The sequence below is a fragment of the Planctomyces sp. SH-PL14 genome (assembly GCF_001610835.1).
Classification (GTDB): domain Bacteria; phylum Planctomycetota; class Planctomycetia; order Planctomycetales; family Planctomycetaceae; genus Planctomyces_A.
In genome coordinates this window covers 4,262,823-4,285,619 of sequence record NZ_CP011270.1, presented here as the reverse complement: position 1 = coordinate 4,285,619, position 22,797 = coordinate 4,262,823, and the positions used below count along the sequence as shown (strand labels likewise).

Annotated in this window: 15 protein-coding genes; 9 read left to right on the top strand and 6 right to left on the bottom strand. The window is 65.7% G+C overall.

The window, feature by feature from the left end:
- The first annotated feature begins 152 nt into the window (after positions 1 to 152).
- Positions 153 to 929 carry a hypothetical protein gene (locus VT03_RS16480; protein WP_075093988.1) on the top strand — a complete coding sequence of 259 codons (777 nt, stop codon included), beginning with the start codon at positions 153 to 155 and terminating at the stop codon, positions 927 to 929.
- A gap of 194 nt (positions 930 to 1,123) precedes the next feature.
- Complete coding sequence (locus tag VT03_RS33565) at positions 1,124 to 1,687, top strand: hypothetical protein (RefSeq protein WP_156514549.1); 564 nt, start codon at positions 1,124 to 1,126, stop codon at positions 1,685 to 1,687.
- On the opposite strand, the gene VT03_RS16470 is transcribed toward VT03_RS33565, so the two are convergent.
- Positions 1,576 to 2,214 (bottom strand): zf-TFIIB domain-containing protein, encoded by a 639-nt coding sequence (locus VT03_RS16470; protein ID WP_075093986.1) that lies wholly within the window; start codon positions 2,212 to 2,214, stop codon positions 1,576 to 1,578. The two genes, VT03_RS33565 and VT03_RS16470, sit on opposite strands and share 112 nt — an antisense overlap.
- Positions 2,215 to 2,354: 140 nt before the next feature.
- On the opposite strand from VT03_RS16470, the gene VT03_RS16465 reads away from it, so the two are divergent.
- Positions 2,355 to 2,843, top strand: a complete 489-nt coding sequence (locus tag VT03_RS16465; protein ID WP_075093985.1) for a DUF309 domain-containing protein — start codon at positions 2,355 to 2,357, stop codon at positions 2,841 to 2,843.
- Between the two features lie 191 nt (positions 2,844 to 3,034).
- On the opposite strand, the gene VT03_RS16460 is transcribed toward VT03_RS16465, so the two are convergent.
- The gene (locus VT03_RS16460) at positions 3,035 to 3,397 is read right to left on the bottom strand and encodes a hypothetical protein (protein ID WP_075093984.1); all 363 of its coding nucleotides are present in this window, start codon (positions 3,395 to 3,397) and stop codon (positions 3,035 to 3,037) included.
- Between the two features lie 383 nt (positions 3,398 to 3,780).
- Between VT03_RS16460 and VT03_RS16455 the strand changes: the two genes are divergently transcribed.
- Both VT03_RS16455 and VT03_RS16450 read left to right on the top strand, forming a co-directional pair.
- Positions 3,781 to 4,650, top strand: a complete 870-nt coding sequence (locus tag VT03_RS16455) for a sugar transferase (RefSeq protein WP_075097155.1) — start codon at positions 3,781 to 3,783, stop codon at positions 4,648 to 4,650.
- Between the two features lie 375 nt (positions 4,651 to 5,025).
- On the top strand, positions 5,026 to 6,012 hold the full coding sequence (locus VT03_RS16450) for an amidohydrolase family protein (RefSeq protein ID WP_075093983.1): 987 nt from the start codon (positions 5,026 to 5,028) through the stop codon (positions 6,010 to 6,012).
- Between the two features lie 548 nt (positions 6,013 to 6,560).
- Here VT03_RS16450 and VT03_RS16445 read toward each other — a convergent pair.
- The 4 genes from VT03_RS16445 to VT03_RS16430 all read right to left on the bottom strand — a co-directional run bounded on the left by VT03_RS16445 (position 6,561) and on the right by VT03_RS16430 (position 17,086).
- Entirely contained in the window at positions 6,561 to 13,271 is a 6,711-nt protein-coding gene (locus VT03_RS16445) for a ThuA domain-containing protein (RefSeq protein WP_075093982.1), read from the bottom strand.
- Between the two features lie 102 nt (positions 13,272 to 13,373).
- Positions 13,374 to 15,224 carry a hypothetical protein gene (locus VT03_RS16440; RefSeq protein WP_075093981.1) on the bottom strand — a complete coding sequence of 617 codons (1,851 nt, stop codon included), beginning with the start codon at positions 15,222 to 15,224 and terminating at the stop codon, positions 13,374 to 13,376.
- Between the two features lie 76 nt (positions 15,225 to 15,300).
- The gene (locus tag VT03_RS16435; protein WP_075093980.1) at positions 15,301 to 16,188 is read right to left on the bottom strand and encodes a hypothetical protein; all 888 of its coding nucleotides are present in this window, start codon (positions 16,186 to 16,188) and stop codon (positions 15,301 to 15,303) included.
- Positions 16,189 to 16,324: 136 nt separating this feature from the next.
- Positions 16,325 to 17,086 (bottom strand): hypothetical protein, encoded by a 762-nt coding sequence (locus VT03_RS16430; protein WP_075093979.1) that lies wholly within the window; start codon positions 17,084 to 17,086, stop codon positions 16,325 to 16,327.
- 174 nt (positions 17,087 to 17,260) lie between these two features.
- Here VT03_RS16430 and galT point away from each other — a divergent pair, with 174 nt between their 5' ends.
- The 4 genes from galT to VT03_RS16410 all read left to right on the top strand — a co-directional run bounded on the left by galT (position 17,261) and on the right by VT03_RS16410 (position 22,473).
- Complete coding sequence (galT, locus tag VT03_RS16425; RefSeq protein WP_075093978.1) at positions 17,261 to 18,262, top strand: galactose-1-phosphate uridylyltransferase; 1,002 nt, start codon at positions 17,261 to 17,263, stop codon at positions 18,260 to 18,262.
- A gap of 439 nt (positions 18,263 to 18,701) precedes the next feature.
- Positions 18,702 to 19,649, top strand: a complete 948-nt coding sequence (locus tag VT03_RS16420) for an alpha/beta fold hydrolase (RefSeq protein WP_082846270.1) — start codon at positions 18,702 to 18,704, stop codon at positions 19,647 to 19,649.
- Positions 19,650 to 20,219: 570 nt separating this feature from the next.
- Entirely contained in the window at positions 20,220 to 21,452 is a 1,233-nt protein-coding gene (locus tag VT03_RS16415; RefSeq protein WP_075093977.1) for a GNAT family N-acetyltransferase, read from the top strand.
- 88 nt (positions 21,453 to 21,540) lie between these two features.
- Positions 21,541 to 22,473 (top strand): cupin-like domain-containing protein, encoded by a 933-nt coding sequence (locus tag VT03_RS16410; protein WP_075093976.1) that lies wholly within the window; start codon positions 21,541 to 21,543, stop codon positions 22,471 to 22,473.
- Positions 22,474 to 22,797: the final 324 nt, after the last annotated feature.

Genomic DNA, 22,797 nt, shown 5'->3' with positions numbered 1-22,797 from the left:
GCGGTTCTTCTTCCGTCTTGTGTCCCCTAGGCACGCGAACGCGGCGGTTGGACGGGCTGCGACGCTGGCTGGCGACGGACAACACAGTGGCCTATTCTGATACGAACCGCCCGGCAGGGCGTTCTTGCGAAGTTTGACGAGGGAGAAACGGCATGAGTCGCTCGATCTGGACGCTGATTCTGGGATTGGCCCTGACATCGACTGCGGCGGCCGACGACGCGGCGAAGGCCCAGGCCGTGAAGGCCGACGCGCCCAAGGCGGACGCCCCCAAGCCCGATCCGGCGGTCGTGGCGGCCATCAAGGCGCTCGGCGGCAACGTGATGGAGATCGCCCAGAACGATCCCCGGCTGGAGGTCTCGCTGCACCTCGCCGACAAGGAGGTCAAGGACGAGCACCTCGCCCTGATCGCCAAGCTGCCCAATGTGGTCTGGGTCAATCTGGCAAACACCAAGATCACCGACGCAGGGCTGGCCCATCTGGCAGGCCTCAAGACGATCGAAAAGCTGCACCTCGAGAAGACCGCCGTCGGCGACGCAGGGCTGGCCCATCTGGCGGGTCTCGAAAACCTGCAGTACCTGAACGTCTACAACACGCAGGTGACGGACGCCGGCCTCAAGAGCCTGGCCAACTGCAAGAAACTGCAGCGGGTCTACGTCTGGCAGTCCAAGGTCACGCCCGAAGGAATGGCCGCGCTCAAGACCGCCCTGCCCGAGTGCAAGGTGATCGGCGAAGTCACCCTCGTCCCGGTGAAGGTCGAAGAACCGAAGAAGGAAGAGCCCAAGAAGGACGAAGCGAAGAAGCCGGACGAGAAGAAGCCTGAGGAAAAGAAGGCCGAAGAAAAGAAAGCGGAGGAGAAGAAGCCCGCTGAAGAGAAGAAGGCCGAGGACAAGAAGCCGGCTGAGGAAAAGAAGCCCGACGAGAAGAAGTGACGGCGAAGAAGTCACTCCGAAGACGTGATCGTCTCCAGCCGCGGGTCGGTTCCTCACTCCGCCCCGCGAGACCGTCCGGGCCGCTCGTCCCGGGATACCGTTCCGATCCGGTCCTTTGGCGCGCCGCATCCAATGGAACATGCGGCCCGCCCGCGTCTCCCGAACCGGGAACGCGATCGACGCGGGAGAACATCATGCGACTCGTCTCGTCTCTGGCCCTGCTGCTGACGGCGATCCTGACCGCCTCTCCGGAGCTCATCGCCGACGACAAGGAGCCGGCGAAGCCGAAGAAGCCCGCCGTCGAGATGAACGACGCCGAGAAGGCCTTCGCCGAGCTGATGACCGGCGCGGACCTCGTCGGCTCCTTCTCCGTGGACGGCCGGAAAGGGACGCCCAAGGAAGACCGGTACACGATCTCCAAGGCGGAGAAGGTCAAGGACGGCAAGTGGATGATCCACTCCCGCGTGAAGTACGGCGACGTGGATGTCGTTGTCCCTGTCCCGGTGAAGGTCGACTTCGCCGGAGAGACGCCGGTCCTGTCGGTGCGGGACCTTTCGATTCCGCTCCTCGGGAAGGAGTTCGGCGCCTGCATCCTTTTCGACGGCGAGCGCTACGCCGGGACATGGAGCCACGGCAAAGTCGGCGGTCACATGTGGGGCAGGATCGAGCGGACCAGAACCGAAAGCAGCGTGTTGCCCAATCCCGACCCGGCCGGACGGGACAAGCCGGAGAAGCCCGCTTCCGCGCCGAAGGAGTAATCCGCCGGAACCGCGGCGGCCTCGGGCTCCCAGCCGCGACGACCGGGGGCCTTCTCGATCTGCGTCAGTTCGCCGGTATCGACCCAGATCAGGGCGCAGGCGTGGCAGGAGTCGATGACCACGTTGCCCGGCCCGTAGTACGGATGCGTCTCCATCCGCTTCTGGCAGGCAGGACAGTCCAGCGAGTGCTCGAGCGCCCGGGGGTCATAGAGGACGGGGGCCACTTCGGTGCCGCGGAACAGCGACCGGCGGGACTCGATGACCGTCGAGAACCCCTCGCGGACCATCAGGATCCCGAGGCACTGGCGGCAGGCCTCGACCTTCTCCGCGTCGACGAGCGCCCGCGAGAGAGGGATCCGGCAGTTCGGGCAGGCGTGATCCGCCTCCTCGTTGATCCACGAGACCCGATCGCTCGAAAGCGCTTCGGGACGCAGGTTGTGGACGGTCCCGCAGTAGTCGCAGGAGAGCCTTCCCGCCGAGACGAGTGTGTTGACCGGGGCTCCGCAGGTGTGGCAATGTGGCGACATTCGCTGGCTCGCAAGAGTGTGCCGCAAGCCTACATCGCGGCCGCGGCAGGAATCGGCGAATCCGCCCTCCGGCCCGCCGTTTCGGGCATCTCCTGAGTCCGCCATTTCTCGCCTTCCCCTGGCCAACCGCCGGAGCCTTCGTGCGTCCTCCCTATACGTATGTCCCCGGCAAGAAGCCGCATCCGACACGCGATCCGGCAGGACACTCGTACGGCAGTCCGGAACGGTCCTGCGTGGCTCCCGACCCGCTCAATCCCGGCGCCTGCCCGGCGTTCCGGGAGGGGCTCGACCTGTTTCGGGCCGGGTATTACTGGGAGGCCCATGAGGCATGGGAAGCGGTCTGGAACGCGGCCGGACGACGTGGAGCGGTCGCCGATTTCCTGAAAGGGCTGATCAAGCTCGCGGCCGCAGGAGTGAAGGTCTACGAGGGACTTCCCGAAGGAGTCCGGAGACACGCGACCCGGGCCCGGGAACTGTTCGAAGAGACGGGGAGCGAACTGGGCGAGACCCCGTTCGGCCTGTCGGTTTCGGCCCTGGTGTCGCTGTGCGATCACCTCGTCGAGAGTCCGCCTGCGAAGCCGGCCGAACCGGCGGGACAGCCCGTGGCGCTGTGGAGTCTCGAGGGCTGAGCGTCGACGGTTCTCAACAAGAAAAGACGGTGGCGCGGAAACTCACGCTCCCACGCCACCGCCGGAGGACGTCTGATATCGAGCTGTCGGCGTCCGCCGTCAGCTCTCTGCAGGAAGGAATCCATTCCGGGAGCAGGGTCATCCCGGTGTCGCCGACAGCGGATTGCCGACGGCGGACCGCTCCCCGGCGATCAGTCGGCTTCCGCCGTGACCGGAACCGCGTCGTATGTCTGGGACCGTTCCGCCACCTTGCGGTATCCCAGGTCGCGGATGACTTCAAGGACTTCGCTCCACGTCGGGAACATCCGTCCGCTGCGGCGCTTGTAGTCGTCCATCGCCTTCATGAACTCGACTTCATCCGGCTGATAGTCGCGTTCGCAGGTGGTGGGGTCGATCTGCCGCCGCCGCTCGACAGTGCGGCGATCGTCGTTGCGGCGCTCGGGCGCCTTGTACTCGGGGTCTTTGGGTCGGCGGCGATCCAGCCGAATCCGGCGGTCGTTCCGGTCTCGTCGGCTGACGACGAGCTCGGGATCCGCCTCCTTCACTTTGTGCATGACATAACCTTTTGGGGAAAAGGGAGACGCCCCTCGGCGACGGCTCTGTTCCCTGGGCCGTCCTCCGGGGTCTCTCGGGGTAGACTCCTTCGCCCTAACTATGCGTCGAGTTTTCCCGGGGGGCGGAGTTTGTCGGGCAACTGGAGTGGAAAACGGGGGAAGGAGGCGGGGAGTCTGCGACAAGGTCCGGATTTGCGTGTTGTGCGGGGCCACAATCCGCTGCGACCGCTTCCTTCGTTTCAACCGGAAAGTCCGGAAGCGCGGATTGGACGGACGTGTTGCGGCACGAAGTCCCCCATTTGGGCGAAGAACTGCTTGCCTGAGCGGGAATCGGCGGCGCGTAACCTAAGTTTGTGGCGACCGATCCGTTCGGAGACGACACGATGACCGCCCAGACGACTTTTTCGACATCCTCATCCGCCGCGGCAAACGCGGACGCGCCGAACGGCTCGCCGGACCTGGCCTCCTACGCCGCGCCGGCCGCCGCCGAAATCAAGCCGGTCCTGTGGCTGGCGAAGGTCCCTGGCGGGGATGGACGTCAGAACATTCACGACCTCGGGGCCACGACGCGGTTCCTGAAGCGGGCGATGGACGTTGTCCTGGCGACGGTCATGCTGATTGTCCTGTCTCCGCTGATGCTGCTGGTGGCAATCGCGGTGCGGCTGACCTCACGCGGCCCGGTGATCTTCCGTCAGACGCGGGTCGGCCTGAACCTGCGGACGGTGGGGCCGGACCGCCGGACGCGAAGCGATGCCCCGCCGGCCGAGACTGGTGAGCGGCGGGTTCCCGGCAGTGACCGCCGGCAGGCCCAGGCGTATGGCCGGCACTTCACGTTGTACAAGTTCCGCACGATGCGGACTGATGCTGAGAAGAATGGGGCCCAGTTTGCGGTGGCCGGTGACAAGCGGGTGACGCCGATCGGGCGGTTTCTCCGCAAGACGCGTCTCGATGAGCTGCCGCAGTTGTGGAATGTGCTGAAAGGGGAGATGTCGCTGGTTGGTCCGCGGCCGGAGCGACCGGAGTTCATCAAGAAGTTGTCGGATGAGGTGCCTCGCTATCTGGACCGGTTGGGTTTGCAGCCGGGGCTGACGGGAGTGGCCCAGATTGAGAACGGGTATGACAACGATATTGAGGGATTCCGGCGGAAGGTCGCATACGACCTGGTGTATCTCAGGAACTGCAGTGCGATGAATGACCTGCGGATTCTGTTGCGAACGATCAGTGTCGTCCTGAAGGGCAGCGGCGCTCTGTAGGCAGCAAAACCTAACCGGGGTCCAGGGGGAAACCCCTGGTGGGGGATGCAAGGGGGCAACGCCCTCTTGCCCGCCGGAGGCCTGGCCGTCGAGAGACGTCTGAAGGAGATCGTGTCCAAACGCGGACACCGTGCCGGATGCCCCCACATCAACCCGCGGCGATTGCGGACCGAGCGGTGAGTCCTCAACGCCGGTTCCCTAAAATGATCGCCCGTTGTTGACCACGGTTCCTCGTGGAAGTGCCTCCGGCGGCAAGGGGGCGAGGCCCCCTTGACCCCGGCTCTGCTGTCGCACTTGGAAAGCGCCACGCTGGGGCGCACCTGCCGCCCACGGTAGACTCCCCCATCCCCCGATGGCACCACCGGAGTCGGCCAAATGCTCTCTCGACGCGACTTTCTCCAGTCCTCCGTCCTCTCCACCGCGGCCCTCGCCGCCGGCTCCACACTCGCCGCCGAACAGGACCCCCGGGCCCTCATCGTCGACACCCACCAGCACCTCTGGGACCTCAAAACCCTCCACCTTCCGTGGCTCTCGGGAGCACCCGAGATCCTGAACCGCACCTACCACCTCAAGGAATACGCCGAGGCGACCACCGGGCTGAGGGTCAAGTCGGTCTACATGGAGGTGGACGTAGCCCGCGACGAACTGGCCATTGAGGCGCGGCACGTGATCGACATCGCCAAGGGCGGACAGTCCACCATGGCCGCCGCGGTGATCGGAGGAAGCCCGGAAAGCGACGCGTTCCCAGGGCTGATCGGATCCGCTCTCAATTCGCCATACGTCCGGGGAGTCCGCCGAGTCCTCCACTCGGACGCCACGCCTAAGGGAACATGCCTGACGAAGACGTTCATCGACAATATCCGCTTACTCGCCCCGCAGGACCACAGCTTCGACCTCTGCATGCGCCCTACGGAACTGCTCGACGGGGTAAAACTGACTGAGCAGTGTCCAAGTAACCGCTTCATCCTCGACCACTGCGGCAACGGCGACCCCCGCGCCTTCCACAAGAACCTCGACCCCGATAAACCCGCCTCCCACACCGCCGACGAATGGAAGCGGGGCATCGACGGGTTCGCTGCCCGACCGAACGTGATCTGCAAGATCTCCGGCGTGATCGCCTTCCTCCCCAAAGGAAAGCCGGCCGCCGAAACCCTCGCGCCGATCATCAACCACTGCCTGGACGCCTTCGGCCCCGACCGGGTCGTCTTCGGCGGCGACTGGCCCGTCTGCCTCCTCGGCGGCAGCCTCCGCGGCTGGGTCGACGCCCTGACCCAGATCATCCGCGAACGTCCCGCCGACCAGCAGCGAAAGCTCTGGTCCGGCAACGCTCTCAAGCACTATCGACTGACTGCGGGTACGTGATCTCTCGGGATCCTCTCTGTGTTTCTCTGTGAACTCCGTTTTTCCAGCCTTTAAGACACTGGATCGGGAACCACGGAGAGGCATGGGTGCATTTGCTGCATGGGGGTCGAACCGCGTGCCTGCCGGCACGACTGTGCTTGCTCAAACCCAACGTGCCACGGCAGCCGGGGTCAAGGGGCCAGAGAAACAACACAGGCCCCCTTGCCGCCGGAGGCATTTCTATGAGGACCCGTGGGACACAACGGATGTCCCCTTTGTGGCACCGGCGTTGAGGACTCCATCAAAACACATCGCTCGCGTCGCAATCCCCGCGGGTTGGTGAGAGGGCGTACGACACGGTGTCCGCGATTGGACACGCTCTCCTTCAGACATCTCTCGACGGCCAGGCCTCCGGCGGGCAAGGGGCATTCTGCCCCCTGCACCCCCTGACCCCCCTGACCAGGGTGCCCCCTGGACCCGGTGGGACTGAGCGAGAGATCACCTGCTGCCATCCAGCGAACGCACCCGCGAGGCACCGAGCCCAACAGAGAGACTTTCGTCCTCTCTCCCTACCGACCCGAGTTCTCGACCAGGAACTGCCAGATCGCCTGGAACTGCTTCCGCGCGTCGCCGTCCAGGATCTCTTTCACCTTCGTCGTCCGGCCGTCGATCGCCAGCTTCGGCATCCGGGTCGTCACGTCGAAGCGGGGGGGATCGAGCGTGAACCGGCCGTAGTACTCCGGCTGGATCCGCGCCGGCACGAGGGCAAAATTGATCCCCGGCGCCAGGAGCGTCTTGGCATCCCCCGTCGGCGGCTGGTCCCCCAGACCGTGGCACTGCCGGCAGTCGAGAGCCGACTTGTCGACGAGCCGCAGCCCCTGCTCGGCCAGGCCCGGATCCTGCGGCTTCGAATCGCGCCCCGAACTCGGCGCCAGCCCATGCTCCGCCGCCAGCCCCCGGGCGAGCACCCCGGCATAGGCCGGGAACGCCGGCATCCGGGCCTTGAGCCACGGTCGAGGCCGCTGCGGATGCTTTCCCTCCAGGAGTCCGGCGATCCAGTCGGTGTGAAGTTTCTCGCCGGCCCAAGTCAGTGTGGGTAACGTCTCCGGCGCGAGACCGCGGTCGCTCTCCTCCGCGACGAGCCCACCGCGAGGACTGACCGCCGAGTCGCGCGAATGACACGCCTGGCAGTTGAGTCGTTCGACCAGTCGGCGGCTGGCGTCGACCGCCGTGTCGCGGGTCAGCGTCTTCGCTCCCTCCGCCGAGAGGAACGTGGACAGTGCTCCCCGGTCCTCCGCGGAGAACCCGTAGTCGGGAATCTGTCCCCATCGGGACGCGCGGGTCGGTAGCCCCGCCAGACACCCCTTCGTCACGTCCCGGATGGCGACGGGCTGCCTCCGATCGGGCACCCATTGGTCCGCCGGCTCCTCCGCCGGCCGTTCCAGCTCATGACAACGGTTGCAGCCGCGGCCGCGCCACAATGTCCCGAACGACAGGTCCTTTTCCTTCGAAACGCTGACGCTCGCCGGACCATCGGTTGGCCGGGGCTTCTCGTGCCAGTCATACCCCTCCGGCAGCAGCAGGGCCGCCAGGTCAGCCGCCTCCGCGGCACTCAGCCCAAAGGCCGGCATTCCGCTCCAAGGGTCGTCGGAGTGCGGGTTCTGAAGATAGGCGATCAGTCCCGCCGGATGGAATTTTTCGCCGACCTCCGCCAACGACCGACGGGAATCCGCCGAGTCGTCACCCCCGAGACGATGGCAGGCGATGCAGCCGAGGTCTTCGTAGAGGACCCGTCCCTGCTCGGCAGAGCCGAGCGCCGGACGCGGCTCAGGCTCGCCGCCACTCGCCCGAGCTCCCAGCATCGCGGCCACGATCATGACCTCCACCTCGTCGTCAGGCTTCGTCTTGTCGTAAAGCTGAGGCATCCGCGAATGGGATTCCACGGAGCTCCCGTCGCCACGCAGGAACCTCCGCAGCCACGCCGGGCGAAGTTGCTGTCGGCGACCCTTCAGCGTCGACGCCACGGCCCCCATTTCGAGGGGAGCCGCGGGACTCGTCTCCCCGCCATGACACCGGGCACAGAGACGGTCGAGATACAGGTCCCGGCCGCGGCGAAGCTGCTCCGCGCGGACCAGCTCGGCCTCCTCACCGTTGCACCATAAGACGGTCGGCGGGACCGGCTCCTCCGCGAACTCGGGCGCGGACCAGAACAGGCGAAGCGCCGGATGATCCCCTTCCGCAAGACTCAGCCGGACCCGGTTGTAGCCGGCGTGGAGTGCTACCGGAGATTCCGTCGCCGCCGAACGTCCGTCGGAACGGCTCACGAGAGAGACCGGCTGGCCATTGATCTCGAAGGCGGTTCCCTTGGCCGCACCCTCGACACGGAAGTCGTAGTGCCCGCGGAGCGGGACCTTCAGATACCCCTCGAGTACGGCCGAGACCGGCCCCGGTTCCAGGAACGGCGTCGCCGGCTCTCCAGCGGTCGAGACGATCGCCGCCATCCGCCGCCGCTCGACATCCCGGCGGTCCCCCTGCTGCCAGCGAACGAGAATCCCCGGCCGCAAGCGGGCCTGTTCCGCCTCGGCAAGCTGTCCCGGGGCCCGCTCGCGATTGAGGAGCGCGGGGTCTACGGTCGCGTCCGGGACTCTGTGCAGCGTCGCCGCGAGCGTGTTGCGGATCGGCGCTCCGGAAGCGTGGGCCAACGCGTACTGGACCGTCGCCTGACAGGCGACCGGGAGCGGATCGATCTCCAGGAAGACCGTATCGGGCCGGAGCAATGTCGCCGACTTCACGACAAGCTCGTCATGCCCCTCTTCCGCTTCTCGGGAAACCTTCCAGTCGGGTGAGCCGTAGGCGACCGAGTACCGGTAGTTCCAGGCTTCGACGTGATAGCTCCCCGGGTCCTGCGCGGTCCCCCGGTCGAGCGGCTCGGCAAACTGGATCTCGAGGCCGTTGCGGAACCCCTTCCAGGCGACCGGCAGGCCCGTCGGCGTCTCGGTCCGGCGGACCCGCTGGAGGCAACCGTCCTGCGTGGCGGACGTGACCCACCCCCGCAGTCCGACGGCATACAGGTGGCCATCCTCCTTCCGGAACCGGCCGCGGCAGATCCCCGAGTCGAACGTCAGCGGCAGCGGGACCGTCGCCCCCTGGAGATCGGGAAAACTCCCGTCCGGAACGACCAGCATCGTCGTACACTGGCCGAAGGAGTGATGCAGCCAGTGCCGGCCAAGGTTCCCCCACAGCTCGGGGTCGATCCAGGTCTGACCGCCGCAGGAGTTGTCGGTCCGCCGCGGAATCCAGCAGTAGGGAGCCCCGACGCCGAGCTTCGCGAGCGGCTCTTCCAGGGCCAGCGTCGGAGTGATCGTCCCCTTCGCGCCGCGCGGCCCGGGATAACCGTAGTGCTCGCCGGGACGGACCCTGTAGATCGCCGACCCCGGCGTCCACTCCCCCTCCTGCGGAGCAGCGGTGACGACCGGCTTCCCGTCGACCATCGCGAACCCCATCCCGTTCGGGTTCCGCAGACCGGAAGCCACGACATCGAGCGCGCGGCCATCTCCCGAGGCCCGCAGGACACCCTGGGTCGCGTGGACCAGATAGAAGTCGCCGCCGGGGTCACGTTCCAGGCAGGCGACGTAGTCGTGCCCCCCGGCCGAGGTCTCGTAGAGGTTGTTGACGCAGTCGTACTCGTCCGCTTCGCCGTTCCCGTCGGTGTCGCGAAGCCGGGTGATCTGATCCCGGCCGAGGACGTAGACGTCGTCGCCAACCACCACGAGTCCCAGCGGCTGATAGAGCCCCGTGGCGAACCGCCGCCAGCGGAGCGATTTCAGCTCCGCATCGAGACCGCTCACGGTCCAGACGTCGCCATGAACCGTGCAGACCGCAAGGTCGGGACGCCCGTGCAGTGAAGCAGGCGTCGCGGCCGCGCGGGCCGTCCGGTCAAAGAACCCGACGCCGGTCGTAAAGAGCAGGGCCTTCCAGGGGTTGTCAAACGGAAGAGCCAACGTGTCGAGCGCGAACCCCTGCTGATCGGCTCCGAGCTGCCCCGCGGTCACGAGCCCGTCGCCCCACCGCCGCGGCGCGGCCGTCGTAGCCCCGGACGAGGTCGTTTCCACGGCCTTGGCGAGCGAGGCCTCATCGGAAGCGGCAGTCGCCAAGGCCGACCGACAGCCGATCACAATCGTCTGCCGCGTCGTCGAAGGGGGAATCCGGACACCCAATCGAATCGTCTTCCCCCCTTCCTGGGTGATCGGATCCAGCGCCACCTCGGCCCGGATCACCAGCGACACGCGGCGATCCCGCTGCTCAAGCTGGAGCCGGGTGATCGATCCCTGTTGCGCCATCTCAAGCTTCGCGGCGGGCGCGTCGAAAAGCGTCAGCTCGAACGGCGCCTCGTGCGGATCGAGCGTGATCGTCCGCACGAGGACCGGATTCTCGCGGGTACCCGCCACCGCGATCCGTTCCGTGACCGGCGTCGCCCCGACGCGAAACCGCAGCCGCGGTCCGTCGGCCTGGTCGCTCATGCCGAGGTACTGCACGACCACCGGGCCCTTCGCCGGCGGTTTGGCCCCGGCGATCGACCAGGCCGGACTCTCGCGGGACGAGAACTGCAGCACCCCGTCGATCTTCGGCATCCCGATGATCCCGTACCGGGCCGGATCAAACCGGAGAAACCCACCGGTCCAGACCCCTCGAAGCTGCATGTGCTGCGTGTCGTAGAGAGCGACCGCCCGCGGTGCCGCGGGCGTCTCACCGGACGCCGCCCACCCCGGCCCGACCTTGATCGCCAGCCCCTTGCGGACCGGCCCCTCCGGAAGCGGGACCGTATAGGCCAGGAACGGGCCGATGTCGGTCTGCTGCCAGCGGTTGTCGACCGAGTCCTGCTCCGTCCAGTCGAACCCGACCGCCTCCTTCCCCCAGTGGTTCGGCTTCGCTGGAAGAGGGGCGGCGGCCGCCTTCCGCTTCGCCTCCTCAAGCGCCGAAAGGACCGGCTTCGAGGCTGCGTCCCGCTTCCCGGACGATCGATCGGGACTCGTCCCGTTCTCGCTCAGTTCGTCGAACGGCCAAACTCCCAGCGTCGTGTCATCGGCCTTGGCCGGTTCGGTCGGCAGCGTCTCGAACGGATGGACACCCCCGCGGATCGTCAGATCATCGACCAGCCCGGCACAGCCGATCCCCGCTTCGACTAGCCGCCCCACCGCGATGGGGCCCCCCGTCGAAGTCTTCACCGGTTCCGGAACCGCCTTGTCGAGAGCCATGTGGCCATCGACGTACAGCCGCAGCCGCTTCGCTTCGAAGACCATCCCGACGTGATGCCACTGGCCGTCGGCAATGTCGGCCGTCGTCTTGTACTCCCCGCCGCGGCCCGGCATGTAGACGCTGAAGACTCCCGAGCCCGCATAGGAGTACATCTCCCAATGGCTCGCCGACGATTTCTCCTCGCTGGCGATCAGGATGTTGAACCCGGTCTTGCCGTCGAGCTTCGTCCAGCAACTCACGCTGACCGGTGCGTTCCGCATCGGATCGGTCGCCGGCAGGAACAGTCCCCCGGTCCGGGCATCGAGCGCCCGGCCGAACCGTCCCTCGCCAAGCACCGCCCGACCCGGAGGGACCGCCGGCGCGGCAGCGGCCATCGGAGCCGCCGCTTCCGGCGGAGCGGACTGCGGGTCCAGCTCGACGACCTTCCGACGGGCAGCCCAGGCGACGCCCCGGCGGAGCATCTCGCACGGCTCGAAGGCGGCGTAAGTCTTCTCGCTGTGGCCGAGCAGCGTCTGGAAGATGCGCCCCTGTCCGTAGGTGTAGGTCCAAGCGAGCGGCTCAGCCCGCTTCGTCACCTTGGAGAGAGCGGTGATCAGCGGCTCGATCGGCTCGGCCCCGTCCTGGCGGAAGTAGAGCTCGTCATCGACCTCGAACGGCTTCAGCCCCCGGGTCAGCTCATGCGAGGTCGATGTCGGCGCCACGCTGAACCGGCCGAAGGCATCATGGCCGCTCTTCGCTTCCCCTTCGCCGTGATGGTTCCAGACCCGCCGGGCGATCTTCCGATACTCCGGCCAGTCGGACTCCCCCCCCATCGGCAGGGAAAAATTCCAGGCCCCGTTGCCGAAGTGCACGAGAACGAGTCCGCCCCCTCCTTCGAGAAACGACACCAAGCCCGACCGGGCCTTCTCGGAGAGTGGCGTCTTGTCGTGCCAGTTCGCGTACGAGTTCTGGACCAAGACGTCGCACTTCTCCTTCAGCGACGGGAACGCGCCCTCGGGATCGTGCGTTATCTCGACACGTACCCGCGGATCCTTCTCAAGCTGGGCCTGGATGACCGGCGTCGTCTTCTCCCAGTTGTGCCACTTGTGGGCGTCGTTGCCCGCCAGGATCAGGACCCGGATCGGCTTGTCGTCGACAACCGCCCGCTCGGTCCCCCGGATGCCAGCCAGCGCCGCCGTGATCTCGGCGTGCGTGTAGAACTTGCCGACCACTCCCCCTTCCGGAACGTCCACCCGCGCGGTCCAGCAGATGGCATTGAGGATCAGCTTCCGGAACGCCTCGTTCCGCCAGTTGTCATAGAAGTGCCCGCAGGTCGTCCCGAACCCGCGGCCGCCGCTGGCCCGCTCGCGAGCCCAGGCCACCACCTTCCCATCGTTCTCCCGTCCCGGCAGCGAAGGAACCGCCAGGAGCGGCGTCACCTGGCTGAAGCGGATGTTGAAGTAGAACTCTTCCTTCATCTGGAACGGGCCGACTCCGCGGCAGACCGGATGGTCCGGATGCGGCAACTCGACCTTCGCGTCCTGGGTATTGATCGCCGAGTACCACTTCCGCTCGCCGTTCTCCTCCCAGTCGAAATAGCCCCCCGTCCAGTCGAGGACCTGCGCGGCGTACTGGTCCGGCGCAAAGGTCGAGAAGTGGAACGTCAGGAACCCGCAACCCCGGTCGATCTGCTTCTGAACCTGCGCGACCCGCTCCGGACCCTGGAGCGGCGGCATCTCCTCGTACTTGTCCCCGTCTCGGCCGTCGCTGACGACCATGATCGTGTCGGCGTCGTCGAGGGTCGCGGCCTCCTTCGGCCAGCCGTCGAGGTGATACTCCACCTTCACCTGCCCGGCGACGTTCGAGTTGTCGAGCATCACCTTGAGAAGCTTCACGGACCACGGGTAGTCGTGAATCCCGTTCCCGATCGGCCCATGACTCTTCGGCCCGGCGATGAGCACAATCTTCCGTACCGGCCCAGCCGCAAGCGCCGCGCCGCAGTTCACGAGACACACAAGCACCGCAAGAAGTCGAACGAGCACCATTCCGACCCTCTCCGCCAGTTCCCGATGAGAATCGGTTTATGGTCGAGAGCGAGGTCGTGCGCGTCCAGCGATCCCAGGTTGCGCCGTCCGTCGAGGAGCCGGTCAGGGCGACTTGAGACGCTGATCGACCTCGTTCCATCGCGTCTGCGGTTCCAGTTGAAGCGGATAGTCTCGATCGCGGGCATCGATCTTCCGAATCAGCGTCGGCAGGAACAGCAGATGAAAGGCCAGCCCCAAAACAGCGACAGGCCACAGACATCGCACCCCGCCCCGCGCGAAACCGACGATCCGGTGTCGCAGCGTCGGCCGCGGCTCCGCCAGGTCCTGTTGTCTGCGTGAAAGGCGGGACGAGCCCCACCGCCAGAGCGCCAATCCTGCCAGCACCCCCACTGGAAGAAGCCACTCCAGGGGAAAGTTCGCCCACGTGACTAACGCCACCGCCACTCGGCGCAACCGCTCCAGAGGAACGTCCCGCAGCACTCCCAAGTGCCCCGCCGTCCCTCCGCTACGTGAGAAGAAAGTCATCGCGAACGCTGTGGCAACCGTCGACGCCAACGCCACTCCCCACAGGAGCGCGATCTGCCACCATGCGATCGAGGCAACCGGATTCGGAGAAGCCCTCCGGCCGAATGCCTTTCCAATCCCCCACGCCGCACCGCACAGGACAAGGAGCGGCGCCAGCGAGGCAGGAACGTGAGACGCCAAGACACCCAGTGAAGTCCCAACTCCTTTCTCCAGGCCCTCGGGTGTCTGCGCCGGCAGATCGGTTCGCTTCAGGAGGAGCTTCTCGACATCCATGACCGACTGTTGTTCCCGACGAATTGCTTCCAGTTCCGCCGGTGTGAAGATCCCGGGATACCGTTCTCCAAAGAAGACCTGTGTTCCGAGCACGGTGCGTAGTACCACGGGACGGATTGTGGCCAGGATGACGTCATTCCCCTCCCGCACCGCGCACTGGTCAACGATCTGGCGAGTCTCCGACAGGATTTTCGCCGCCTGCTTCAGGTCCTTCTGTTCCGCCACGAGGTGGGCGCGGGCCGCCTGCCACTGGGTAATCTCCCGCAGCAGAAAGGGCTCCTGGACACTCATAGTCAGACCCGCCAGCGATTTGACCGGGTCTGCACGCACGTCATCGGCCTGGGAGACGAACTTCCAGCACCAAAGGAAACGATCGCATCCGAACTGCAGATGCGTTCGGGCCAGAGCCGCTTCCAGATGCCGAAGTCCGTCCTGGAACTTCGCGTCGTCATGAATCTGGAGCTCAACGCGTTCCTGAGCGAAGTCCAGCCGAGCCCCTTCGCGAAAACGCTGCACGGCCACCATCAGATCGTAGAGCGAGTTCTCTGGATCGTGACGAGCCCCCTCGCTCAAGGCCGCGAACCAATGATCGCTGCGTGAGGATTCTTTTCCGGCGAAGATCCCGCTTCGAGACAGCAACCTCGCACGCGCCCGCCAGAGTTCCCGATTCTCTGGTTGAAGCGACGTAGCCCGCACGACCAGATCCAGACGTGTTCCCTGACAAAGCGTCTCGAATTCCTTCTCCGCGCGGCGGATCGCCTCTTCGTCAAAGATTACGGGAGGAACGAGACCAGCAGACGTCTGATCAAACGGAAAAGAAGGCCGCTTGAGCTTACGGTGGATGTGCCTTGGATTCGGCTCGCTCAGGATCCACGCGGCGCCGCATAGCACCTCAGGGTCTTGTGAATCCAGCGACTTGATCTTCCCCAGCCAAAATCGAGCCTGATCCACCGGCTCCATCTCCTCGACCGTCGGCGTCTTGAGACCAACGAGCCCCCGAGCGGCGACAGTCCAGGAGTGCGCCGCGATCGCGGGCCCCGTCGGGGAACTCACGATCGCCAGACCATAGTAGGTCGCCAGGACGCCAAGCAGGATCGCGCCCGCTCCAACCCGGTGGCCGCGGGAGATCGACCGAATGCGCTCGAAGAAGGGCATCCCGCCAATACGCAGCCGCGCTCCCCTCGGATCAGAGGAACCGAATGAATTCCGCGCGTTCGCAGACGGCCCGGGCTTACCGGTCAGGAGTGGGAGCCGGCGTCTTCTCCGTCGGCTTGTCGGACGAATCGTCCGGCGGCGTCTCGCGCGGCCGCTTTCCTTCGGGCATGTTTTCGGCCGAGGGATCCTCTCCCGGTTCGGCCGGCTGATCCGGCACCGGAAGCGCTTCCCCCTTGAACCGGAGCCGCCCCTTGGCGACCTCCATCGCGGTCAGACGGAGCGTCTTGAGTTCCTTGTCCTTGAGCCGGTACCGCAACCGATACCCTCCCGTCCGCGGGTCGCGCTCGATGCCCGAGCCCTCTTCCAGTTGCGGCAGTTCGGCCCGGATCTGTTCGATGGGGATCGCGAGCTGGCCCACGCGGACGGCGTCGATGTCGAACACGAAGGTCTGCGGCGGCTCGAACCGCGGGCGGAGGGCGAGGGTGCCGACCCCTTTCCAGATCGGCGTGTCGACCGTCGCCCCGAGCTGGATCCGCCCCTCTTCGATCGCGATCCGCGGGTTCTGGAGTTCCCTGGGCCACTCGCCGGGGTGCTTCGGAAGCTCCTCGGCCAGCCAGGCGTTGATCTGGTCCTGTGTGATCTCGTAGTCCCAGGCCTGTCCCGCCTGGATCGTCTCGCCGAGCTGTTCGACCTCCTGTTGAAGCTGGACCGCCTCGACCTTCCGCTGCTCGGCCCGCTCGGGGGTCTCGACCGCCAGAGCCTCCTGGTAGAACTCCGGGACCTGGTGGGTGGTCCAGTAGAGCCAGCCGATCCCCGCCGCGACGAGCAGGAACATCACGAAGCAGAACAGCAGGAACCGGCGGAACCACTTCCAGCAGCCGCTCGGCGGCGGTGGGGGAGGCGGCGGCGCGGGTTCTTCATCGAAGATCGTCCGGCTGGAGTCGGCGTCGTCCCGGTAGTCCATTGTTCTTGAGAGTCGAGAGGAGGAGGGGGGACGAGGATCTAGGGACGAGAGTCCAGGGAGAAGAGGCTTCGCATTGATGGTGTCCTTAGAAGTGGCCAGTCTCAATCCGGTTGGAAGGTCCACTCCTCTTCGGTCCCTAGACCCTCGTCCCCAGGTCCTCGACCACTCTGCGGGCGATCCGTCCCAGCGCGTGCCGGGGGACGTCGCCCCCGCGGAGGATCGGAGCGAGCCAGTGCGCCACGAACCGGCGGTTCACGTAGCCGAAATGGCCCCCGAAGTTCCAGTGCCGCGACATCTCGAAGCGGAACGGGATCTCGCGGTAGTGCGGATCGAGGCAGGCCTCGCCGGTTGGACACTCGGTTCCCCGGAAGCCGAGACACCCGGCCGCGGCCCAGTGGTGGCCGTCGATCGTGCCGAAGATCGTCGTCCCCAGCGCCAGGAAGAGGACGTCGAACACCGAGGGGAAATTCCAGAGGCCGCGCGTCGTGTGCTGCAGAGCGGGCTGCAGGTCATAGACGGGACTGATCGCCGGGCCCAGCAGCAGTCCGCCGGTGACGTTCACCCCCTCGGGAAGCTTCGCCAGGGAGTAGAGGGTCATCGCCCCGCCGCCGGAGTGGCCGATGAGATAGAGCGGGGCGTCGGGATGCTGTTCGCGGTAGCGGACGATCTTGCCGGCGATGATGTCTGACTGGGAGCGGTGGTGGCGGCCGAAGCGGAGGTTGATGAGCGGGATGTGCCGGGTAAAGGTCCAGTCGTGGATCTCGATTCCGTAAGGGAGGCCGGCATCGACGAGCCCGTTGACGATGCTCTTGTTCCAGAAGCTGTGTCCCTCGATTCCGGGGAGGACAATGACGTAGCCCTGTTCCAGGCGTTCGGGGCTCAACAGATCCTGTCGCATGACGCTCGCTTTCCGTGTCGCGGCCGGCGGCCCTGCGGCGGACCGGCCGATAGTGACTCGCGTTCCTGAATTGTAGGCTGATGGCGTGGTTTTCAATCAGGCCATCTTTCGCGCACGGCGTCGACGCACTAGAAAACTGCAACGCCTGAGGCGCATCGAAAGAGAGAGCATGTCATGTCGGAACTTCGGAAAGACCCGATCGTCGGCCGCTGGGTCATCATCGCCCCGGAACGGATCAGCCGGCCGCAGAACCTTCGCGCCGTGGATGAAGTTCCCCCCGGCGCGTACGACCCGTTCCTGGAAGGGAACGAAGACGCCACGACGCCGGAGATCATTGCCTACCGGCATCACGGGACCAACCCGAACGGGCCGGGCTGGCGGGTCCGCGTGATCCCGAACCGGTTTCCGGCCCTGGGCGTGAACCATCCGCTCGAGCGTCGCGGCGACGGGATGTACGACAAGATGACCGGGGTGGGGGCTCACGAGGTGATCGTGGAGTGCCCGCACTTCGAGACCAACATGGCGCGGCTGTCGGTGGAGAACATCCGGGAGATCCTGTGGATCTATCGGGACCGGCTCGTCGACCTGAAGCGGGATCAGCGGCTCGTTCACGGGCTGATCTTCAAGAACAAGGGTGCCAGGGCGGGGGCGACGTTGCCGCATTCGCACTCGCAGCTGATCGTGAATCCGATCGTTCCGATCGCCGTTCAAGAAGAGCTCGACGGGTCGGAGGCGTATTTCCGGTATCGGGGCCGGTGCATTTACTCCGACATGATTCAGCAGGAGCTGGCGACCGACAAGCGGGTCGTGATTGATACGCCGGACTTCCTGGTCTTCTGTCCGTTTGCGAGCCGGTTCCCGTTTGAGACGTGGATCGTGCCGAAGGCGCAGTCCAGCCATTATGAGAATGTGACGAAGCACGCCATTGAGGAGTTGGGGGTCGTGCTGAAGCAGACGCTGATGAAGATGGAGGCGTGTCTGGATGATCCGCCGTACAACTTTGTGTTGCACACGGCACCGTTCGGGCCCGAGTTGCCGCATTATGCGTGGCACATTGAGATCTTTCCGCGGTTGTCGGGTGTGGCGGGTTTTGAGTGGGGGAGCGGGTTCTACATCAATGCCGTTCCGCCGGAAGAAGCGGCCAAGTCTCTGCGAGAAACATCGATCGACCCCTAACCGGGTCCAGGGGCGACCCTGGTGGGGGATGCAAGGGGGCAACGCCCTCTTGCCCGCCGGAGGCCTGGCCGTCGAGAGATGTCTGAAAGACTACGTGTCCAAGCGCGGACGCCGTGCCGGATGCCCCCTCACCAACCCGCAGGGATTCCAGGGCGAGCGTGGAATCCTCAACGCCGGTCCCACAAGGCGAACATCCGTTGTGTCCCACGGTTCCGCTACGAAAATGCCTCCGGCGGCAAGGGGGCCTGTGTTGTTTCCTTGGCCCCTTGACCCCAGCTGCCGTGGAACGATGGGTTTGAGCTATCAGCGCTGTGCCGGCCAGGACGGTGTTGGAGCAGAGAAAAGATGACGGTTTGGGCCGCCCGGAACCGTGATTTGCTCTCACGACCACAATTCGCGAAAGTCTCTAACTTTCCCTCCGCCGACTTCCGAGACCGTCGTGACCGATCCCGCCGCCGCTGCCGCCACACCCGACTCCGACGCGCGACTCCCGTTCTCGACCGCCCCCTTCGCGAACGAATACCCTTTCGCACCCCATGCCCTCGACCTGGACGGCGTGCAGTACCGCTATGTCGACGAGGGACAAGGCCCCACCCTCCTCTTCGTCCACGGCAATCCGACCTGGAGCTTCGCCTGGCGGAACTTCGTCAAAGACCTCTCCCGCGACCACCGCTGCATCGCCGTCGACCACGTCGGCTGCGGCCGCTCCGACAAGCCCCTCGACTACTCCTACACCCTCGGCCAGCACATCGACAACCTGGTCACGCTCATCGACCGGCTCGGCCTCAAGGACATCACCCTCTTCGGCCACGACTGGGGGGGCTGCATCGGCATGGGAGCCGCCGTTCGCCGGCCGGATCGCTTCCGCCGCTTCTGCCTCATGAACACCGCCGCCTTCCGCTCCAAGCGGATCCCGCTGCGGATCTCGATCTGCCGCGTGCCGGGACTGGGAGCCATCGGCGTCAAAGGGATGAACCTCTTCAGCGTCGCCGCCCTGACCATGGCGGTCAGCCACCACGAGCGCATGACCCCGGCGATCAAGGCGGGATACGTTGCCCCCTACGACTCCTGGGAACACCGCGTCGCCGTCCATGAGTTCGTGAAAGACATCCCGCTCCAGCCGACGCACCGAAGCTATCAGCGGCTCGTTGAAGTCGAGCAGGGGCTGGCTCAGTTCCGGGGTCGCCCGATGCTGCTGCCGTGGGGGGAGCAGGACTGGTGCTTCACGACGGATTTCCTCGACGAATGGATCGAGCGCTTCCCGGACGCGGAAACGTTCCGCCTTGCTGACGCGGGCCACTACGTCTTTGAGGATGCGCACGAGCGGCTGCTCCCGCGCGTTCGCGAGTGGCTGACAGCGACGAACTCGTCGTCTCCTGGTCAGTGAAGTCCCATCCCGCTGGCTCGAACAACGTTCTGGGCGGCGCGACTCGTTAGCTCAAACCCAACGTGCCACGGCAGCTGGGGTCAAGGGGGTCTCACCCCCTTGCCGCCGGAGGCACTTTCGTAGCGGAACCGTGGGACACAACGGCCGTTCCCTTTGTGGTACCGGCGTTGAGGACTCACCGTCCGCTTTTGACTCTCCGCGGGTTGGTGAGGGGGCATCCGGCACGGTATCCGCGTTCGGGCACACACACTCCTTCAGATATCTCTCGACGGCCAGGCCTCCGGCGGGCAAGAGGGCGTTGCCCCCTTGCATCCCCCACCAGGGTTCCCCTGGACCCGGCTGAAGACCACTGAACGGCGACCCCGCAACAGAGACGTCGCCGAACAAACCATCGCAATGAGGAGAATCCGCATCACCCAGGTCGGGTTGTATCGATTAATCCGCGATGCCGCGCCGCAGCACGTGGCGGATCATCAAAGCTTTCGAGGCCGTAAGAGTCGAGGGAACTTTGCGGGCTAAGGTTGTCTGTCCGCACGCTGGGCCACTTCCTGACACTCCTTCAAACCGCTGATGCGTTCCACGGTCTCCGACATCTTCAGCTCGCCCGTCCCGGCAGAACTGCTGCCGCCGGCGACGGTGCCGACCGCGCCTCCCCACCTGCTCAACGGAGACCTCTGGCTCGAAGTCGCCGACACCGCCTTCGAACTCGACAAGCACGCCGCCGCCTGGGACGACCTAGGACGCCACGCCGCCGAACCCAACGTCTACTACGAACGCTGGATGTTCGAGCCCGCCCTCCAGGCCCTCGCCCGCTCCGAACGCTTCCGCTTGGTCTTCGTCTACCGCAAAGGCAAACGGCAGGACGTCCCCCCCGCCCTCGTCGGCTTCTTCCCGCTCATCGTCCGGACCTCGCACCTCGGACTCGTCACCACCTACGAGCTGTGGGGCCACGACTACTGCTTCCTCCGGACCCCGCTGATCCGTGAGGGACACCTCGTCGATACTCTCAACGCCTTCTTCGCCTGGACCGAATCAAAAGGCTTCCCCGCCAGCGTCCTGGAACTGCCTCAGATCCACGGCGAAGGCCCCTTCGCCAAGGCCCTCACCCAGGTGTTCTACGAGCGGAAGCGGCTCGTCCACTGGGTCGCTTCGTACAACCGGGCTCTCCTGGTCCGCAGCTCCAGCGGCGACGAATACATCCACACCTCCGTCTCCAGCCATCAGCGCCAGGAAGTCCGCCGCCAGTCCCGGCGGCTCGCTGAACTCGGAACGGTGGAACTCCGCAAACTCGACAACGAGATCCTGCTCGACACCTGGCTCACTGACTTCTTCCGTCTCGAAGACTCGGGATGGAAGGGGGAAGCGGGAACGTCGCTCAACGCGTCCGAGGAAAGCCGGGCCTTCTTCCGCGATGTCTGCGAACGGGCCTGGAAACGGGGCCAGCTCGAGATCCTGGGTCTGTTCCTCAACGGCTCCGCCGTGGCGATGAAGGTGAACTTCCTCTCCGGAAACGGGAGCTACGCTTTCAAGATCGCCTACCGCGAAGACCTCGCCCGCTACTCCCCCGGCGTGCAGCTGGAGCTGGAGAACATCCAGGCCCTGCACAACGACCCGAAGCGGCAGTGGATGGACTCCTGTGCGGTCCCGAACCATTTCATGATCAACCGTCTCTGGAAGGACCAGAGGACGATCCAGCACCTGCTTGCGTCGACGGGCCGCCGCCGCGGCAATCTCCTGGTGGGACTGCTTCCCCTCCTGCGAGCGATCAAGCGAACCATCCGACCGATCCCAACCGCGCCCTGAGTCGCTCGGCCCGGCCCGGCCCGACCGAAACGAAGCAGACGACCGCCCGACTCCCAATCCACCTCGGCTCTCCCGAAGGGTTCTCCCGATGACTGCCTCTGCCGTTCTCACGCGCGAAGCCCGGACCTCGGCCGCCGCCCCTGCTCAAGAATCGCTCCTGCGGATCAGCGCGGACCAGTTCGCCAGCCACTTCACGCGGCAGCCGTTCCTGATCGGGCATTCGCTCGCGGAACATCCGCTGTTCCAGATTGAGCGGATCCTGAAGCTCGCCCAGGAACTTCCCCCCTGCTGCATCGAATACAACGCGGGACAGATCCCCGTCAGCATCGAGCACGACAAGACGCCGCAGAACGGCCTCTCCGCCGAAGAGACAATCCGCCGGATCGCCGAGTGCAAGTCGTGGCTCGTCCTCAAGCACGTCGAGCGCGATCCTGCCTACCGTGAACTCCTCGACGAGTGCATGGCGCAGATCGTCGAGCACTCTGAAGCGATCGCCCCGGGGATGACGAACGCTCAGGCGTTCCTGTTCGTCACGTCTCCCGGTTCGGTCACGCCGATCCACATTGATCCCGAACACAATTTCCTGCTGCAGGTCCGCGGCTCGAAGATCATCCACATGTACGACGGCCGGGACCGGCAGCTTCTCCCGGAGAAGCAGCTGGAGCACTTCTACTGCGACCGCGGCCGGAATATGGAGTACGACCCGTCTTTCGAGGCGAAGTCCTGGACGTTCGATCTGCAGCCGGGGTCCGGACTCCACTTCCCGGTGACGTATCCGCACTGGGTCCAGAATGGCGGCGAGGTCTCGATCTCGTTCAGCATCACCTTCCGCACGCCGGACCTGGACCGTCGCCGGACGCTCTATCAGGTGAATGACCGGCTCCGCCGCTGGTTCAAGAATCCGTTGCCGATCGGTCAGCGTCCGCTTCGTGACACGTTGATGTACAACGGCTACCGCGTCTTGCGGCGGCTCAAGTTGATCTCCGAGCCGGGCAAGAGCTGCAAGCTGCCGACCATGTAGCCCGCCCGCTCCGGCGGTGTGGCAGACGGACGATCCATCGCGCAACCGCACCGGGGTCCAGGGGGTAACCCCTGGTGGGGAGTGCAGAGGGGCAACGCCCTTCTGCCCGCCGGAGGCCTGGCCTGTCTCGATCTCTCTGAAGGAGCGAGTGTCCAAGCGCGGACACCGTGCCGGATGCCCCCTCACCAACCCGCGGGGATTCCGAAGCGAGCGGTGAATCCTCATCGCCGGTCCCACAAAGGGACATCCGTTGTTCACAACGGTTCCTCATGGAAGTGCCTCCGGCGGCAAGGGGGCGAGGCCCCCTTGACCCCAGCGGCCGTC

Excerpts from the sequence above, each read along its gene's own strand:
- VT03_RS16480 (WP_075093988.1), top strand. The coding sequence starts at position 153 with ATGAGTCGCTCGATCTGGACGCTGATTCTGGGATTGGCCCTGACATCG.
- VT03_RS33565 (WP_156514549.1), top strand. The coding sequence starts at position 1,124 with ATGCGACTCGTCTCGTCTCTGGCCCTGCTGCTGACGGCGATCCTGACC.
- VT03_RS16470 (WP_075093986.1), bottom strand. The coding sequence starts at position 2,214 with ATGTCGCCACATTGCCACACCTGCGGAGCCCCGGTCAACACACTCGTC.
- VT03_RS16460 (WP_075093984.1), bottom strand. The coding sequence starts at position 3,397 with ATGCACAAAGTGAAGGAGGCGGATCCCGAGCTCGTCGTCAGCCGACGA.
- VT03_RS16455 (WP_075097155.1), top strand. The coding sequence starts at position 3,781 with ATGACCGCCCAGACGACTTTTTCGACATCCTCATCCGCCGCGGCAAAC.
- VT03_RS16450 (WP_075093983.1), top strand. The coding sequence starts at position 5,026 with ATGCTCTCTCGACGCGACTTTCTCCAGTCCTCCGTCCTCTCCACCGCG.
- VT03_RS16445 (WP_075093982.1), bottom strand. The coding sequence starts at position 13,271 with ATGGTGCTCGTTCGACTTCTTGCGGTGCTTGTGTGTCTCGTGAACTGC.
- VT03_RS16440 (WP_075093981.1), bottom strand. The coding sequence starts at position 15,224 with ATGCCCTTCTTCGAGCGCATTCGGTCGATCTCCCGCGGCCACCGGGTT.
- VT03_RS16435 (WP_075093980.1), bottom strand. The coding sequence starts at position 16,188 with ATGGACTACCGGGACGACGCCGACTCCAGCCGGACGATCTTCGATGAA.
- VT03_RS16430 (WP_075093979.1), bottom strand. The coding sequence starts at position 17,086 with ATGCGACAGGATCTGTTGAGCCCCGAACGCCTGGAACAGGGCTACGTC.
- galT (WP_075093978.1), top strand. The coding sequence starts at position 17,261 with ATGTCGGAACTTCGGAAAGACCCGATCGTCGGCCGCTGGGTCATCATC.
- VT03_RS16415 (WP_075093977.1), top strand. The coding sequence starts at position 20,220 with ATGCGTTCCACGGTCTCCGACATCTTCAGCTCGCCCGTCCCGGCAGAA.
- VT03_RS16410 (WP_075093976.1), top strand. The coding sequence starts at position 21,541 with ATGACTGCCTCTGCCGTTCTCACGCGCGAAGCCCGGACCTCGGCCGCC.